Below are 16938 nucleotides of genomic sequence, written 5' to 3' on the forward strand. Positions count from 1 at the left end.
TGGGTGGTGAGGCGTTCGACGAGGATGATGAGAACGTCGTGACCGCGCTGGCCACGGCGGCCGGCGTCGCGATCGAGAACGCGCGCCTCTACCAGGACGCGCGGCGCCGCGAACGCTGGCTGCAGGCCCATGCGGAGGTCTCCACAGCATTGCTGTCCGGCACCGCCTCGGGGGACGTCCTCGACCTGGTGGTACGGCGCGCGAGGGAGATGTGCGACGCGGATCTGGCGGCCGTCGCGCTGGCCGACGACGCGTCGGAGCAGTTGGAGGTTCAGGTCGCCGACGGTCTCAACGCCGAGGCGGTCGAGCGCATCCACGTGCCGTTCGACGAGTCGCTCGGTGGGGAGGTGTACCACACCGGGACCTCGCTCGTGCTGGTGGACGGCGACGAGGAGGTACGCAGGTCCGGGATTCCCTCTCGTGTTCCGCTGGGGCCGGTTCTGATAGTGCCGCTCGGCGTCGGCGACGCCGCGCGAGGCGTACTGACGGTCGTCAACCTGCCGGGCCACGCGGCGTTCGGTGAGCCCGTACGGCGGCTGCTGGAGACGTTCGCCGCGCAGGCGGCCATCGCCCTGGAGCTGGCCGAACGCCGGCGGGACGCCGAACGGCTCGTCGTCTTGGAGGACCGGGACCGGATCGCCAAGGACCTGCACGACACGGTCATCCAGCGGCTGTTCGCGATCGCCATGACGCTGATGAGCGCCATCAAGATCACCCAGAAGCGCGACGTCGCCGTACGGGTCCAGCGCGCCGTCGACGACCTGGACGACACGATCCGGCAGGTCCGCTCCACCGTCTTCGCGCTGCAGACCTCGGGGGAGGACGAGCCGACGCTGCGGACGCGGCTGTACGGAGTCATCGACGAAGCGGCCGAGAGCCTGGGCTTCGCGCCCGCGTTGCGGCTGGACGGGCTGCTCGACACGGTCGTCGACGTCGGCACCGGCGAGCACCTGATCGCGGTCCTGCAGGAGGCCCTGTCCAACGTGGCGCGGCACGCGCACGCGACCCGCACGGACGTGAGCGTCGTCGCCGGTGCGGACCTGCTGCTGTGCGTCGCCGATGACGGCGTCGGCATTCCCGCGACAGGACGGCGCAGCGGCCTGGCCAACATGGCGTCGCGCGCCAAGAGCCTGGGCGGCGCGTTCGCGACGCGTTCCGGTGAGACCGGCGGGACGGTGCTCGAATGGCGGGTGCCACTCCGCTCGGATGGCGCGTAGCGCCTCCACTTGGCCGGCGTTTGCCCGGTGACACCCGACCGGACGGGACGAAGGTCCCGCTCGCGGCCCTGCTTTCGCCTCTGCGACGCCCTGGTCCGATGGCGTTGAGTAAAGGCATCCGGAAACGATCCGGTGCCCCAAAAAGAGGTGAGTTGAAATGGCAGTCGCCGACCACATGCCCCGAATCCAGCGCCATTCTCACGACACGGAGCAGGAAGAGGCGCGGACGGGGGCGCCGGCCGTCCGCTACGTGTGGGGGCTCGCCCGGCTGTCCCTGGGCTTCGTCTTCGCCTGGGCGTTCCTGGACAAGCTGTTCGGGCTCGGCCACGAGACCGCCTCCAAGCAGGCCTGGATCCACGGCGGCCACCCGACGCTGGGATTCCTGAAGTTCTCCGCGACCGGCCCGTTCAAGGGTTTCTACCAGGACATCGCCGGCACTGCCTGGGCCGACTGGCTGTTCATGCTCGGCCTCGCCGGGATCGGCGCGGCGCTCCTGCTGGGCATCGGCATGCGCCTCGCGGCCATCGCGGGCCCGGTCATGCTCGTCATGATGTGGAGCGTCGTCCTGCCCCCTGAGAACCACGTCTTCATGGACGAGCACCTCATTTACGCGCTGCTCATCATCGGCCTCGCGCTCGTCGGTGCCGGTGGCACGATCGGCCTCGGCCGCTGGTGGGAGAAGACCCGCCTGGTCCAGCGCTTCCCCATTCTCAAGTGACACCGAACAAAGAGGGCGCGGGCGAAAGCCCGCGCCCTCTTTGTTTTTCGTCCTCGGCCGTGAAGAAAGGAAAATGACGATGAACCCGGTAGGGCGCGAACCGCGGGAGCTCGTTCACGAGCCGCCAGAGCCGGAAAGGCTCGGGCTGACCGACGCACAGGCGGCGAGCATCCGGCGCTCCGCAGGGCCGAACGCGATCCGCGGTCACCGGACGCGCCCACTCACTGTGCTGGGCCGCCAGCTGCGCAGCCCGCTGCTGGCACTCCTCACGGCGGCGGCGGTCGTCTCCTTCCTCGTCGCCGAGCGAACCGACACGGTCGTCATCGCCGTCATCGTGACGATGAGCGTGGGCCTCGGGTTCGTCAACGAGTACCGTGCCGAGCGCGCCGTGAACGCGCTTCACGACCGGCTCCGGCACCGGGCGCTCGTCCGACGTGACGGTCATCTGGTATCCCGCGATGTCGCCGACCTGGTACCCGGCGACGTGGTCGAGCTGCGACCGGGAGCCGTCATCCCGGCCGACGGTCCGGCTCACGACCGCCCGGGCGCTCCAGTGCGACGAGTCCGTGCTGAGCGGTGAGGCCCTCCCGGTGGCGAAGGCGACGGCGACGCCGGATCGCCGTTGGTCTGGGGGAGCGGCAGGCGCCCACAGCTCTTCTCGCTGGCGATAGCGGTCGGGATCACTCCGCAGCTTCTTCCCGCCGTGGTCACGACCAGCCTCGCGACCGGAGCGCGGCGGTTGAGCCATCTGAAGGTGCTGGTCGAACGCCTGGTCGTCATTGAGGATCTCGGTGATATCGAGGTCCTGTTCACCGACAGGACCGGCACTCTGCCCCAGGCCGACATCGCACTGCGGGAGGCGACGGGACCCGACGGCGCCGGCGGGGAGACGACGTTGCTGTACGGCCTGCTGTGCACCGGGGCGGGTGGTGCGGAGGCAGCCGACCCGCTCGACGCCGCATTGTGGCGCGCGCCTGCCGCCAAGAGGCTCCCCACCGCACGGTGCCGGCGACTCGACGAACTGCCGTTCGACCACGAGCGGCGGATGGCGTCCGTTCTGGTCGAGCGCCCCGACGGTGCATCCATGCTCGTCACCAACGGTGGGTGGCAGAACGAGTGCGGGTGCGTGAGATCGATGAGGACGAGGGCGGACGGCTGCTGCTCGCCACCTACGACCTGGGCAGAGACAAGCTGTATGGGCACATCAAGAAGCCAAGAAGCAGGTCCTCACGCCACCGACGAACACCTACGCGACGTCATCAACAGGGCGAACGTTGCTTGATGCGGCACTGGTCACCATCATTGGCGATCTCGACGACCCGTGTGCTATGCCTGAATAGGTCGGTAGGTGTGAACCGGCTGACCATCAGCCACCTTTGGAGCTGATCATGGTGCTCAGCGAACCTGGCTGCGGGGACTGCTACGAGGCGGCCATGGTCTCGGCCGAACGCCAGTACAACACGTTGATCAGGATCGTGAACGAACAGGCGATAGCACGCCGCACGGCGATGCTGGTCGCTCATGGCCTGCCGCCGGAGATGGTTTTCCAGGAAGTCGCGGGCGCGATCGGGGCTGCGCACAGTGCCGACTACAGCCTCATCAGCCGGTACGAGCCGGATCAGACCATGTCCGTGGTCGCGTTCTGGGCCGCGCCAGATGCGGCCGGTTTGGGAATTCCCGCCGAGCTGCGATGGGAGCCCGGTCTACGGTGGCAAATGGACGCGAGCACATGCGCCGCGGAGACCCTGCGGACCGGCAAGCCCGTCCGGCGTCCGGCCGACCAGATCGGCGGTGATGTCGGCAGCTGGGTCAGATCATTGGGCTCCGGGCACGTCCTCGCTTGTCCTATCAAGATCCGGGACGAGGTGTGGGGTGAGATGGCACTGTTGTATCGAGGACTCAAGCCACCGCCTGAGGACACCGAGCAACAGGTGTCCGACTTCGTGGAACTGGCAGGCTGCACGATCGCCCAGGCCGAGAGCCGGACCGAGCTCATCGCGTCTCGGGCCCGCCTGGTCAGGGTCTTCGACGCCGCACGCCGGGGCCTCGAACGCGACCTGCACGACGGCATCCAGCAGCGCCTCGTCTCTCTCGGCCTCCAGTTGCGCGAGGCGCAGGCCTGCTTGCCCTCCGGTCAGCGAGCGCTCGAAGGACACCTCCAGCACATCGACGAGGATCTGGCGGAGGTCATGCGCCAGATCCATGAGATATCCCACGGCCTGCGTCCGGCGCTACTCTCGCGCGGCGGTCTGGCCGTCGCGCTCCCCTCGCTGGCGCGCGGTTTCAAAGTACTGGTCGATTTCGAGATCAATCTCCCGGACCAGCTGGACGAATCTACCGAGATGGCCATCTACTATCTCGTCTCCGAAGCGCTGACGAACGTCGCCAAGCATTCCAACGCCGACCGGGCCACCGTTCAGGCGGGTCGCGATGATGACGCCGTCTGGGTCGCGATCCACGATGACGGGAACGGCGGGGCCCATCCCCGTCGAGGCTCAGGCATTGTCGGCCTTCAGGATCGCATCGAAGCCCTCGGAGGGACCTTCAAGATCACCAGCCCGCCAGGCGAAGGCACCGCGATACGAGCGACCGTACCGGCGTAGGGCATGACGCCGCGGCCCCTCGTACGTTCATGGTCGCCTCCGGTCAGTGCAGTTCACGCTTCAGGCGGAGCGAGCGCCTTCGGACAGTCGCGCGCACATGGCAGGCGGCGGCAGTATCGAATTCTTTCCCCGGCGGCCGATCCAGAGGAAGAACGCCACGAGGCACCAGCGGAAGCAGACCCGCCGGTTGCGCGGCGCCGGACGAGCCGGACCGTTTCGCGGTGATCTTGACGTCTCTGGCCTGGAGTTGCTGGGTGATCGCGGCGTTGCTGAGCGCCGTCGGCAGGCGGCTGGTGAAGCTCTTGCCGTCGGCGAGGTTCCGCGTACGCCGCCGTGGTCGTCGACCGTGACGGCACGGACCTGGCCGGCGGAGACCTTCGCGGCGAAGTCGCTGTAGGTGAGCGAGGGTGTCTTGTTGCCACCCGCCGTCATCATCGGCACCACGATGAGCACGGCCGGTCCCGCCCTCGCGTGACCTCGGCCCGGGCGGATAGCTCCCTGGTCGCTGGTCCCGCCGTTGTCGGGACCTTGGTCTCTGCCGGGCGACGGCCACCGATGGTGCGGTTGGGGGCGAGACCAGGAGGGATCATGAAGTCCATTACCGTGGCACCGGCGTCGGCCGATGAGGTCGCCGCCTTTCTCATCGAGGCGGCCGGGCAGGCTCCCTCGGTGCACAACACCCAGCCGTGGTGGTTCGGCGTACGAGGATCGCGGCTGACCGTGCACGCCGATGCGGACCGGCGGCTCGACGTAGCCGATCCGGACGGCCGCGAGATGCTCATCAGCTGCGGTGCCGCGTTGTTCACGCTCCGGCTGGCCGCCCGCCATCTCGGTTACGCGGCCGAGGAACGGCTGTGGCCCGACCCCGAGCGGACGATGCTGCTCGCCGACGTCGACATCGCCCGGCAGCGGCCCGCGACCGCCGATGAGCAGCGGATGTTCGCGCAGGTATCGCGGCGCCGTACGCATCGCGGCGGGTTCACGCCCGAGAGACCACCGCCCGCCCTGTTGTCGAAGCTCTCGAACGAGGCGCGGCGCGAAGGCGCGTCGTTGCGGCTCGTCGCCGATCCACGCGCACGCCAGGCGATGGCCGCGCTGTCGGAGACCGCCGAGCAGACGCAGCGCCTCAGCGTCGACTACACGACCGAGGTGGCCCGCTGGGCGCCCGCCCCTGGCGACCACCGTAACGACGGCGTCCAGCCCGGTGCGTATCCGCGTGAACCCCGCCACACCGCCCCGTACTTCGCCACGCGTGACTTCGCCCGCGGACAGGGCTGGGGCCACCACGACGGCGACTCACGTGACGCGACCGGCACGGTCGCGCTGCTGATGACGCCCGGCGATACCCCCGCCGACTGGCTGAACGCCGGGATGGCCTTGCAGCGGGTGCTGCTGTGCGCCGCGGAGGAGGACGTGTCGGCCGCGTTCCACACTCAGGCGCTCGAACTCCCCGAGCTCAGGGACTTCATCCGCACACGGTTCTGCGGCGGTGCGCACCCCCAGATGCTCATGCGGCTCGGACACACCGGAGGCGAACCCGCTGACGGCGTACGCCGTCCGGAGACCGACATCGCGCGGGACGAGCCGTGAGTCGTACGAACGACAAGACGCCCAACGGACCGGAGGCACCGTGAACGCGCTCGATGTGGCCCGCTGGCAGTTCGGGATCACGACCGTCTACCACTTCATCTTCGTGCCGCTCACCATCGGCCTGTCGGTCCTGGTGGCCATGATGCAGACGGCCTGGTACCTCAAGAAGGATCCGCTGTACCTGAGGATGACCCGGTTCTTCGGCACCCTGTTCCTGATCAATTTCGCGATGGGCGTCGTCACCGGCATCGTGCAGGAGTTCCAATTCGGGATGAACTGGTCGGACTACTCGCGGTTCGTCGGCGACGTGTTCGGCGCACCGCTGGCCATGGAGGGGCTGCTCGCCTTCTTCCTGGAATCGACGTTCCTCGGACTGTGGATCTTCGGGTGGGACAAGCTCTCTCCGCGCCTGCACCTGGCCACGATCTGGCTCGCCGCCATCGGCACCAACCTGTCGGCGTACTTCATCCTCGCCGCGAACTCCTGGATGCAGCATCCCGTCGGCTACCGGATCAATCCGGTCACCCACCGCGCGGAGCTGACCAGCATCGGGAAGCTGCTGACCAACTCCACCACCCTGGTCACCTACCCCCACGTGCTGAGCGGCGCGTTCATCACCGGCGGCGTCTTCATCGTCGGGGTCAGCGCCTGGCATCTCATGCGTGGCCACGAGGTGGCGCTGTTCCGGCGCGCGATGCGGCTCGGGCTGGTCGTGTCGCTGGTCGCCGCGGCCGCCACGACCGTCTCCGGGGATCTGCAGGCCCGGATCATGACCAAGCAGCAGCCGATGAAGATGGCCGCCGCCGAGGCGCTCTACACGACCTCCACGCCCGCGTCGTTCTCCCTGTTCACCATCGGCTCCCTGGACGGCGGCCAGGAGATCTGGAGCGTACGGGTCCCGCACGTCCTGTCCTTCATGGCCACCGGCGACCCGAACGGGAAGGTCGAGGGCATCAACGACGTCCAGGGCTCCTACGAACGCAAGTACGGCGCCGGCGACTACAAGCCCGTCGTCCCGGTGACGTACTGGTCCTTCCGCCTCATGATCGGTTTTGGCTTCCTCGCCGGACTGCTCGCGATCGCCGGACTGTGGTTCCTGCGCCGGGGCCGGGACAGTCGCTGGTTCCACCGCGCGGCGCTGGCCTGCATGGCGCTTCCGTACCTCGCCAACACGATGGGCTGGATCTTCACCGAGATGGGCCGTCAGCCCTGGACGGTGATGGGCGTGCTGCGCACGAAGGACAGCGCCTCCCCGGGAGTGGGGACCGCCTCGGTCGTGACCTCCCTGTCGGTCTTCACGCTGCTCTACGCGGCCCTGGCCGTCGTCGCCGGCGTCCTCATGGTCCGGCAGGTGAGGTCGGGACCGCCGCCGGAGTCGGGCGATGCCGCCTCCGACGAGCCCGTACCCGCCTTCTCGTACTGACCTGGAGACCTCGATGGAACTCACGACCGTCTGGTTCATCCTCATCGCGGTGCTGTGGACCGGCTATTTCGTCCTGGAAGGCTTCGACTTCGGGGTGGGCATGCTGCTGCCCGTCCTGGCCCCGCGCCGTGACCGCCACAGCGACACCGATCGCCGGGTGCTCATCAACACGATCGGCCCGGTCTGGGACGGCAACGAGGTCTGGCTGCTCGTTGCCGGAGGTGCGACCTTCGCGGCGTTCCCCGAGTGGTACGCCTCGTTGTTCAGCGGCTTCTACCTGCCGCTGTTGATCATTTTGGTCGCGCTCATCGTCCGGGGTGTCGCGTTCGAGTTCCGCGGCAAGATCGACGGTGGCCGGTGGCGGCGCAACTGGGACCGGGCGATCTTCTGGGGATCCGCGGTGCCGGCGTTCCTGTGGGGCGTGGCGTTCGCGAACCTCGTCCGCGGCGTGCCGCTCGACGCCCGCCACGAGTTCACCGGGAACCTCCTCACGCTGCTGAACCCGTACGCGCTGCTGGGCGGCCTGACCACGCTCGGACTGTTCGCGCTGCACGGCGCGGTCTTCCTCGCGCTGAAGACCGACGGCGAGATCCGTGCACGTGCGCGGGCCCTGATCGGCCGATGGTGGCCGCCGGTGGTCGCGATCGCCGCCGCCTTCCTCACGATCACGCAGGTCGAATACGGCAGGACGGCGACGTGGGCCACCGCGCTCGCCGCCGCGCTCGCCCTTGCGGGAGGCGTCGCCATGGGGGCCCGGGGCCGTGAGGGCCGGGCCTTCGCCGGAACCGCGGTGGCCATCGTGCTCACCGTCGCCACGCTCTTCGGGAATCTCTGGCCGGACGTCATGCCCTCCAGCACCGACCCGGCGTACGGCCTCACGGTGCACAACGCCGCGTCCGCGCACTACACGCTGACCGTGATGACGTGGGTCGCGGTGGTCTTCACCCCGGTGGTCCTCGCCTACCAGGGCTGGACGTACTGGGTCTTCCGCAAGCGCCTGACCCGTACGGTCGTCCCGCCGAGGAACGGCGGGCGGCCCGAGGCGGGAAGGACGGCGGCGTGAGACCGCTCGATCCCCGCCTGTTGCGGTACGCGGACGCCGCGCGGGTCCATCTGATCGGCACCGTCGCCCTGGGCGCGGTGGTGACCGGGCTGGTGCTCGCCCAGGCCGGCCTGCTGGCGCACGCGCTCGCCGGAGCCGGGCCCCGTACGGCGACGCTCGCGGCACTGGCCGCGGTGATCGTGGCGCGCGCCCTCGCCTCCTACGGAGGCGAGGTGAGCGCGTTGCGCGCCGCCGCGACGGTGAAGTCCCAGCTCAGGCGGAAACTCGTCACACGCGCGTTGCCGGGCGGCACCGGGAAGAGCGCGGGGGAGGTCGTGACGCTGGCTACCCGCGGTCTGGACGCGCTCGACGCCTACTTCGCCCGCTACCTGCCACAACTCGTCCTCGCCTGCCTGACCCCGCTCGCCGTCCTGGCCGTCGTCGGCGGCACCGACCTCCTGTCCGCGGTGGTCATCGCGGTGACGCTGCCGCTCATCCCGATCTTCATGATCCTGGTCGGCCTGCACACCAGGGCGAGGACCGAACGGCAGTGGCACCTGCTCGAACGCCTGGGCGGCCACTTCCTCGACGTGGTGGAGGGCCTTCCGACACTGAAGGTCTTCGGCCGTGCCAAGGCACAGGCCAGGGTCATCCGCGACATCACCGACGCCCACCGGCGCGCCACCATGTCCACCCTGCGCGTCGCGTTCCTGTCCGCGCTCGTGCTGGAACTGCTGTCCACCCTCGCCGTCGCACTCGTCGCGGTGGAGGTCGGCCTGCGCCTGCTCGCCGGCGGTATGCGATACGAGACGGCGCTGTTCGTGCTCCTGCTGGCGCCGGAGGCGTACCTGCCGCTGCGAGCGGTCGGCGCGCAGTTCCACGCGAGCATGGAAGGCGTCACCGCGGCGCAGAGCGTCTTCGATGTCCTGGAGGCGCCGCTTCCCGAATCCGCGCCAGGCGACGGTCACGCGGACCTGACGCGCGACGTCATCCGTCTCGACGATGTGAGCGTCCGGCATCCCGGCGGCTCCGCGCCCGTACTGGACCACGTGTCGCTGGCGGTTCGCCCGGGGGAGCGGGTCGTGGTCACCGGTCCCAGCGGCGCGGGCAAGTCCACGTTGCTCTCGGTACTGCTGCGTTTCGCCGAACCGGCCGCTGGACACACCTCCTTCGCCGACGTGCCGGCGGATGACTGGCGGACCCAGATCGCCTGGGTGCCCCAGCACCCACACCTGTTCGCCGCCACCGTCGCCGACAACATCCGGCTCGGCGCCGACGCCTCCGCCGAGGAGGTACGGCGGGCCGCCCGGCTCGCCGGCGCCGACGGGTTCATCGACGAGCTGCCCGCCGCCTATGACACCGACGTCGGCGAGCACGGCCTGCGTCTGTCCGCGGGGCAGCGGCAACGGATCGCCCTCGCCCGCGCCTTTCTGCGGGACGCGCCGCTCCTGCTGCTCGACGAGCCCACCGCACACCTCGACGGCCAGGCGGCCCGTACGGTCCGCGACGCGGTCGAACGGCTCATGGCCGGCCGCACCGTCGTCCTGGTCACCCACGACCACGCCTGGACCCGGCACGCCGACCGTGTCGTCACCCTCGACGCCGGACGCCTCACCGAACCGGAGATGGCCGCATGACCTCTCATCAGGGCCTTGCGTCGGACCCGCTGCTGCGCCTGCTCGCGCCGGCCCGGCCGCTGCGCGGCCGTCTCGTCCTGGCCGCCCTCGCCGGCGCGGCCACCACCGCGGCCGGGATCGCGCTGCTCGCCACCTCCGGCTTCCTGATCGCGCGGGCCGCACAGCACCCGAACGTCACCGCACTGGCGGTGGCGGTCGTCGCCGTACGCGCGCTCGGGATCGGCCGTGGCGTGTTCCGCTACGCCGAGAGGCTCACCTCGCACGACGTGGCGTTCCGGGTCATGGCCGACGTGAGGGTACGGATCTACACCCGCCTGGAACGGCTGGTCCCGCTACGTGACACCGGGTCCGGTGACCTGCTGACCCGGCTGGTCTCCGACGCCGACGCCGTCCAGGAGCTGGTCGTACGCGGCATGATCCCGGCCTTGTCTGCGTTCGCGGCGGGCGCCGGCGCCGTGTTGTTGTGCGGTGCGCTCCTGGTCCCCGGCGGCGCCGCCCTCGCGGCCGGGCTGCTGCTGGCCGGCGTCGCGGTGCCGTGGCTGTCGGCGGCCGGGGCACGCCACGCCGGGCGCAGGACCACGGAGGCCCGGGCGAGGCTCGCCGCGCAGACCGTGGACACGCTGAACGGAGCCCGTGAGCTGATCGTCTATGGTGCCGCCGGACTTGCTCTGCGCCAGACGTACGAGGCCGATGCCGACCTGACCGCCCAGGCCCGCCGGACCGCGATGGTCCAAGGGCTCGGCACGGGCGCCGCCACGCTGCTCGGCGGCCTCACCGTCTGGACCGTCCTGCTGCTGGGCGTCGCGGCCGGCACGCCTCACGTACCGCTCGCGGTTCTGGTGCTGACCGCCCTGGCCGCCTTCGAGGCGGTCACCGCCCTGCCCGCCGCGGCGGCACAGCTCGGCCAGACCCGCGCGGCGGCGCGCAGGATCACCGGGATCCTCGACACGCCGGATCCGATGCCCGCGCCCGCCGATCCCGTACCGGCTCCCGGACCACCGGCGACGATCCGGGTGCGCGGGGCCCGCCTGCGCTACGAACCGGACGATCCGTGGGTGCTCGACGGGGTGGACCTCGACCTCACCCCCGGCCGGCGCGTCGCACTCGTCGGCCCGAGCGGTGCGGGCAAGAGCACACTGGCCGCCGTACTGCTGCGCTTCCGTGACCTGGATGACGGCGCCGCCACGCTGAACGGCGTGCCGCTGACGGCGTACGACCCCGACGGCGTGCGCGGACTCGTCGGCGGCGTCCCCCAGGATCCCCACGTCTTCGCCACCACGATGCGCGAGAACCTCCGGCTCGCCCGGCCTGGCGCGTCCGACCCGGAGCTGAGTTCCGCAGCCGCGAGAGCCGGTCTGCTGGAGCGGATCGAGTCGCTGCCGGAGGGCTGGGACACCGTCGTCGGCGCGCAGGGCCTGACGCTTTCGGGAGGTGAACGCCAGCGGCTCGCGCTCGCGAGAGCGCTCCTCGCCGACCCTGACGTGCTCATCCTGGACGAGCCCACGGCCCACCTGGACCCGGACGCACGGCGCGCGCTCACCGCGGACCTGCTCGACGCCACCCGCGGGAGGACCACGCTGTTGATCACACATGACCTGGACGGCCTGGAAGGCGTCGACGAGGTCGTCGTCCTCGACCACGGGCGAGTGGTCCAGCGCGGCACCCACCGCGACCTGCTCGGCCGCGACGGCCGCTACCGCGCTCTTCACGACGCGGCCGTCTGATGGACCGAGACCCGTACGGAGGTCCCGCGCGCGGCGGGACCTTGGCCACTGCCGCCGTCGGCGTGTGTGGCGGACTCTTGCCTTGCCGGCCACACCGGTACCGGAGGAGGAGCACATGCGCACCGTGAGAGACGTCATGACCACTGGAGTCGTGGCCGTCGAGGAGAGTACGCCGTTCAAGGACATCGTCGACCTCATGCATCGTCAGCACGTCAGCACCGTGCCGGTCCTGGACTCGACCGGCCGCGTACGCGGAGTCGTCTCCAAGAGCGACCTGCTGCTGAAGGAGGCCGACCCGGACGCGGGGGAGACATTCCACGTCAGCCCCGAAGCCAGGCGTGAACAGCACAAGGCCGCCGGGACCATCGCGGCGGACGTCATGACGGCGCCGGCGGTCACGGTCCCCGCCTCGGCCACGGTCGAGGAGGCCGCGCAGTACATGCGGCGCCACAAGATCGGCCGGCTCCCCGTGCTCGACGCGTTGAGCGGCCGTCTGATCGGGATCGTCGGCCGGGCGGACGTCCTGGCCGTCTACCGCCGGCCGGACGCCGACATCCGGCGGGACGTGATGGAGGAGGTCATCGAGCGTGACTACGCCATGGACCCGGCCCGCTTCGACGTGACCGTGAAGGATGGGCGCGTCACTGTGGGGGGCACCGTCGAGAACCGCTCCCAGGCGCCGCTCCTGATGCACGCGATCCGCCACGTGGAGGGCGTCGTGTCGGCGCAGGACCACCTGGGGCACGACCACGACGACGAGAGCACCCCCATCGGAGTGTTCTACTGACGGCGGCGACGCGTCCCGTCCGGCTCATGCCCGCGGGACGCGCCGCGGTTCCGTGCGGAGGCGGCGACCCTGCCCGCGCCGGATGCGGACCGCGTACGTCGCCCACGCCCGCTGTCCGGTGCTGGTCGTTCCCGCCGAGTGATGCAGGCATCTGAGACTCCCGGGCTGCTGGTCATCGGAACCCGTGCCCATGGCGGCCGACTCGGGCACGTCGGCCGAGCGATGCCGAAGCACGCGTTCTGCCCGGCCGCACCGGTCCCCGCGCCGATCGAAGCCGCGCGCTGAGTCCTGTTCGCCGCTGCAGGAGGCCGGTGTTCCGCTCAATCCCGGGGTCGGGGGTGGCCCGTCCAGCGAGGGGCGACGCCGCTCCACGCTTCGTTCCGGTAAGCGGACCGCCGGCGGTCGAGGCGGCGTTCCCGCAGGGCGTAGGCCAAGGTGATCACTAGCGCCAGCGCGCCGACCGACGTCGCCGAGGTCGCGATCGCGTCGACGACTGTGTTGATGTGAGGGTTCGGCGGGGACGTCGTTCGTCCCGCCTCGTCAAGCCAGATCAGCCGGTGGATCCCCCGATCGTCGCCGCCTCGGGAGGGTACGGCTCCGGATCGGGGAGTGCCTGTGGCGTCACGCCACTGGACCCGCGTCTTCTGGCCCGAGCCGAATCGGAAATCGCCCGGCGGTGGGTCCACCACGGTCGCCTCGACAGGGTGGCGTGTGGCGGCCTGCCGGCGCTCGGTTCGGAGACCGGAGTCGTAGGTGGCGTGGGCGACGGTGGTGGCCACGGTTGGGCCGGCGATCAACACTGCCGCGGTGCAGGCGATGACAAGCCGGCTGTGGGCCCGGTCGATCGGTCTCCGGAGTGGATTGTGGTCCGAGCGGGGAGGAATTCTGGACGGCCGTATCTTCCTCTCCTGACGAATCGATAATGGTCTCCTTCACAAGCAGGCGGCAGAAGCGATGTGCCTGGACCGCGCGGGACCTTCGGCCTGCCCGGGAGGGCGGCCTCCAGAGGATCGACGGCGATCCGGCGCCCGGTCCGGACATCGGAGGAAGGTCGGGACTTTCGCCCATTAACCGAGCGGAATGGCGTCCGGCAGGCTGGACATATGAAAGCCGAGGACGACCCCCGACCCCTCAGCCGTGAGCAGTGCCTGGCCCTCATGACATCCGTACCGGTTGGACGAGTGGTGTACACGGATCAGGCGCTCCCCGCGATCATGCCGATGAATTTCGTGCTCGACGGCGACGAAGTCGTGATTCACACGGCGTCGGACTCGACTCTGGCCGCCGCCCTCCGTAACGCGGTGGTGGCCTTCCAGATCGACGACTTCGGTCCGGACGCCACGACCGGCTGGTCCGTCACCATCACCGGGCAGGCTCGGCTCGTCGACGGTGTGGAGGAGACGGCGCGCCTCGCGCGGCTGCCGCTCCTGCCGTGGGTTACCGCGGTGAACGGTCAGTTCATCCGCATCCCGGCCCGGCATGTGACGGGAAGCCGCCTCGGCCCTGCGGCACGCACTGACGCGGTGGACGACGAGACGGCACGAGAACAAGCGTCATGAGAAAGAGTGCCGGCGATCAGCGCTGATGGGTCAGTGCCGCGTGGAGAGCCTTGACCGCCTCGATGACGACGTAGGAGACGACGGCCACCACGGTCACGCGCAGCCAGGCGGCGGGGTGGAGGGACGCGGATCCGAACACGTGGTGGGAGAAGGGCAGATAGGTGTACAAGGCCTGCAGAGCCGCCAGGGCCAGCACGGCCGCGACGATCGAGGGGTTACGGCGCACCCCCGCCCACAGCAGCGGACGCTCCAGGGACAGGCAGTTGAACAGGTAGGTCGTCAGCGTCAGCGCGAACACGTTGACGACCACGGTACGGGCCTCGGCCACCGAGGCGCCGTGCGCGAGATCCCAGTGGAACAGGCCGAAGGCGCCGGCCAGCAGGATGCCGGACACCAGCAGGACGCGGCCGGCGAGGTCGGCGGTGAGCAGCGGGCGCGACGGATCTCGTGGCGGGCGCCGCATCAGTTCCGGTGAGGTGGGTTCGAGGGTGAACGGCAGCCCCAGGACCAGCACCGCGGTCATGTTGAGCCACAGCACCTGGATCGGCAGGAGCGGCAGGGTGGTTCCGGCGGCGATCGCGGCGATGAGAACGAGGCCCAGGCCGAGGTTGGCGGGGAGCGCCCAGACGATGAACCTGGTCAGGTTGTCGAAGACACCGCGGCCCTCTTCCACGGCGGCCGCGATGGAGGCGAAGTCGTCGTCGGTGAGGACCATGTCCGCCGACTCCTTGGCGACCTCGGTGCCACCGCGGCCCATCGCCACCCCGATGTCGGCGCGTTTGAGCGCGGGCGCGTCGTTGACGCCGTCGCCGGTCATCGCGATCACGTGGCCGCGGCTCTGCAGCGCGCGTACGAGCCGGAGTTTCTGCTCGGGGGAGACCCGGGCGAAGATGGTGGTCCGCTCGGCCGCTTCGGGGAGCCGGTCGTCGGCGCAGCGCTCCAGGTCGGTTCCGGTCATGACCGGCCCGTCCAGGCCGATGCGCTCGGCGACGGCCTGCGCGGTCGCGGCGTGGTCTCCGGTGATCATCTTGACCTGGACCCCCGCGTCCCGGCAGGCCCGTACGGCCGGCGCGGAGGCGGCGCGCGGCGGGTCGTACATCCCCTGCAGGCCGAGGAACACGAGCGGAGGCAGATCCGCTTCCGCCAGCGTCAAGATCTCGGGCGAGACCTCGGCACGGGCGAACGCGAGCACCCGCAGGCCGTCGTGGCCAAGTCGTTCGGCCGCCGCGAGGGCGCCGGGCCGGTCGAGCGTCTGGGCACGGCCGTCGCGGTCGAGCTGACGGGTACACAGGTCGAGGACGCGTTCGACCGAGCCTTTGACGTAGACGACCCCGGGGTGCAACGTGGCCATGAAGCGGCGTTCGGAGCTGAAGGGCACCGTGGCGAGGCGGGACGGGGCCTCGGTCAGCCCGGCTCGGGCCGCGCTGACCAGCAGTGCGGCCTCGGTCGGGTCACCGGAGATCTCCTCACCGGGCAGCAACCGGGCGTCGTTGCACGCCAGGCCCGCGATCAGGCACTCTCGTACGGCCTCGTCGTCCTCCGGGCCGGGCAGGTCGTGGGTCTCGCCGCCGGCGACGAGAGCGACGACCGTCATCTTGTTCTCGGTGAGGGTGCCGGTCTTGTCGGTGCAGATGACGGTGGTGCTGCCGAGCGTCTCGACCACGGGAAGCCGGCGGACCACCACCTTGCGCCGCACCAAACGGGCCACGCCGAACGCCAGCGCGACCGTGACCATCGCCGGCAGTCCCTCTGGGATCGCGCCGACGGCCAGGGCGATGGCCGCGGCGAGCATCTCGGCCGCGGACTGACCGCGTGCGATACCGATCGCGAACGTCGCGGCGCCGAGGACCAGCACCGCCACGGTGACGAACCGGCTGAACGTGGCGATCTTGCGGGTGAGCGGTGTCTGACGGGATGAGGTCCGCCGCATGAGACCGTGGATCAGCCCGATCTCGGTACGAGTGCCGGTCGCCGTGGCGACGCCGACGCCGGAGCCGCTCGTCACAAGAGTCCCGGAGTGGGCCATGTTGCGCCGGTCGGCGAGCGGCGTGCCCGCCCGGACCGCACGGACGTGTTTGGCGACCGGGGCCGACTCCCCGGTGAGCGCCGACTCATCGGTGCGCAGCTCGTGGCTCTCCACGATGCGCAGGTCGGCCGGGACCTTGTCGCCGGCGTCCAGAATGATCAGGTCTCCGGGGACGACGGCCGCGGAGGGTACCGGCCGCCGGGTCCCGTCCCGTAGGACGGTGCTGGTCGTCTCGGTCATCGCGGCGAGTGCCGCCAGGGCGCCTTCGGCGTGGGACTCCTGGACGAAGCCGACCAGGGCGTTGACGATGAGGACGGTGACAATGACCGCGGCGTCCACGCGTTCCCCGATCAGCGCCGCGGCGAGGGCCGACACGAGCAGGACGTAGATCAGCGGGCTGTGGAACTGCAACAGGAAACGCACGAGCGGGCCGTGGGTCCGGGCCGGCGGCAGCGCGTTGGGACCCCAGCGTTCCAGCCGGGTCGCCGCCTCGGCCGCGCTCAGCCCCGTCTCGGCGTCGACGTCCGAGGCGGTCAGCGCGTCCCGGGCGGACAGCTCCCACACACCTTGGTCGTGGACGTCGATGGCCGGTCGCATCGTGGTTGTCATGCC

14 protein-coding genes are annotated in these 16938 nt (G+C 70.4%); 13 read left to right on the top strand and 1 reads right to left on the bottom strand.

Going from position 1 to position 16938, the window contains the following annotated elements; genetic code table 11:
• From QWU11_RS44780 to QWU11_RS44840, 13 genes are all read left to right on the top strand, one after another.
• The coding region (locus QWU11_RS44780) for a GAF domain-containing protein (RefSeq protein WP_290120702.1) at positions 1-1217 on the top strand (1217 nt) is incomplete at its 5' end.
• A 157-nt stretch (positions 1218-1374) separates the two neighbouring features.
• Positions 1375-1935 carry a DoxX family membrane protein gene (locus tag QWU11_RS44785; RefSeq protein ID WP_290120703.1) on the top strand — a complete coding sequence of 187 codons (561 nt, stop codon included), beginning with the start codon at positions 1375-1377 and terminating at the stop codon, positions 1933-1935.
• A 79-nt stretch (positions 1936-2014) separates the two neighbouring features.
• Complete coding sequence (locus QWU11_RS44790; RefSeq protein ID WP_290120704.1) at positions 2015-2515, top strand: cation-transporting P-type ATPase; 501 nt, start codon at positions 2015-2017, stop codon at positions 2513-2515.
• Positions 2516-2674: 159 nt separating this feature from the next.
• Positions 2675-3217: a hypothetical protein gene (locus QWU11_RS44795; RefSeq protein ID WP_290120705.1), complete on the top strand. Its 543-nt coding sequence runs from the start codon at positions 2675-2677 to the stop codon at positions 3215-3217.
• Between the two features lie 106 nt (positions 3218-3323).
• Positions 3324-4538, top strand: coding sequence for a GAF domain-containing sensor histidine kinase (locus QWU11_RS44800; protein ID WP_290120706.1), 1215 nt, complete (start codon positions 3324-3326; stop codon positions 4536-4538).
• A gap of 46 nt (positions 4539-4584) precedes the next feature.
• Entirely contained in the window at positions 4585-4935 is a 351-nt protein-coding gene (locus QWU11_RS44805) for a hypothetical protein (RefSeq protein ID WP_290120707.1), read from the top strand.
• Between the two features lie 191 nt (positions 4936-5126).
• Positions 5127-6128: a hypothetical protein gene (locus tag QWU11_RS44810; RefSeq protein ID WP_290120708.1), complete on the top strand. Its 1002-nt coding sequence runs from the start codon at positions 5127-5129 to the stop codon at positions 6126-6128.
• 40 nt (positions 6129-6168) lie between these two features.
• Positions 6169-7551: a cytochrome ubiquinol oxidase subunit I gene (locus QWU11_RS44815; protein ID WP_290120709.1), complete on the top strand. Its 1383-nt coding sequence runs from the start codon at positions 6169-6171 to the stop codon at positions 7549-7551.
• 13 nt (positions 7552-7564) lie between these two features.
• Positions 7565-8614, top strand: a complete 1050-nt coding sequence (cydB, locus tag QWU11_RS44820; protein ID WP_290120710.1) for a cytochrome d ubiquinol oxidase subunit II — start codon at positions 7565-7567, stop codon at positions 8612-8614.
• The gene (gene cydD, locus QWU11_RS44825; RefSeq protein ID WP_290120711.1) at positions 8611-10230 is read left to right on the top strand and encodes a thiol reductant ABC exporter subunit CydD; all 1620 of its coding nucleotides are present in this window, start codon (positions 8611-8613) and stop codon (positions 10228-10230) included. The genes cydB and cydD overlap by 4 nt, the downstream gene beginning before the upstream one ends.
• Positions 10227-11954, top strand: a complete 1728-nt coding sequence (cydC, locus tag QWU11_RS44830) for a thiol reductant ABC exporter subunit CydC (protein WP_290120712.1) — start codon at positions 10227-10229, stop codon at positions 11952-11954. The genes cydD and cydC overlap by 4 nt, the downstream gene beginning before the upstream one ends.
• Before the next feature lie 115 nt (positions 11955-12069).
• A complete protein-coding gene (locus tag QWU11_RS44835; protein ID WP_290120713.1) occupies positions 12070-12741 on the top strand; it encodes a CBS domain-containing protein in 672 nt (223 codons plus the stop codon).
• A 1103-nt stretch (positions 12742-13844) separates the two neighbouring features.
• Complete coding sequence (locus QWU11_RS44840; protein ID WP_290120714.1) at positions 13845-14300, top strand: pyridoxamine 5'-phosphate oxidase family protein; 456 nt, start codon at positions 13845-13847, stop codon at positions 14298-14300.
• Positions 14301-14316: 16 nt separating this feature from the next.
• Here QWU11_RS44840 and QWU11_RS44845 read toward each other — a convergent pair whose 3' ends face one another.
• A complete protein-coding gene (locus QWU11_RS44845) occupies positions 14317-16935 on the bottom strand; it encodes an HAD-IC family P-type ATPase (RefSeq protein ID WP_290120715.1) in 2619 nt (872 codons plus the stop codon).
• Positions 16936-16938 lie beyond the last annotated feature (3 nt).

The organism is Actinomadura sp. DC4, from assembly GCF_030406325.1.
Lineage (GTDB): Bacteria > Actinomycetota > Actinomycetes > Streptosporangiales > Streptosporangiaceae > Actinoallomurus.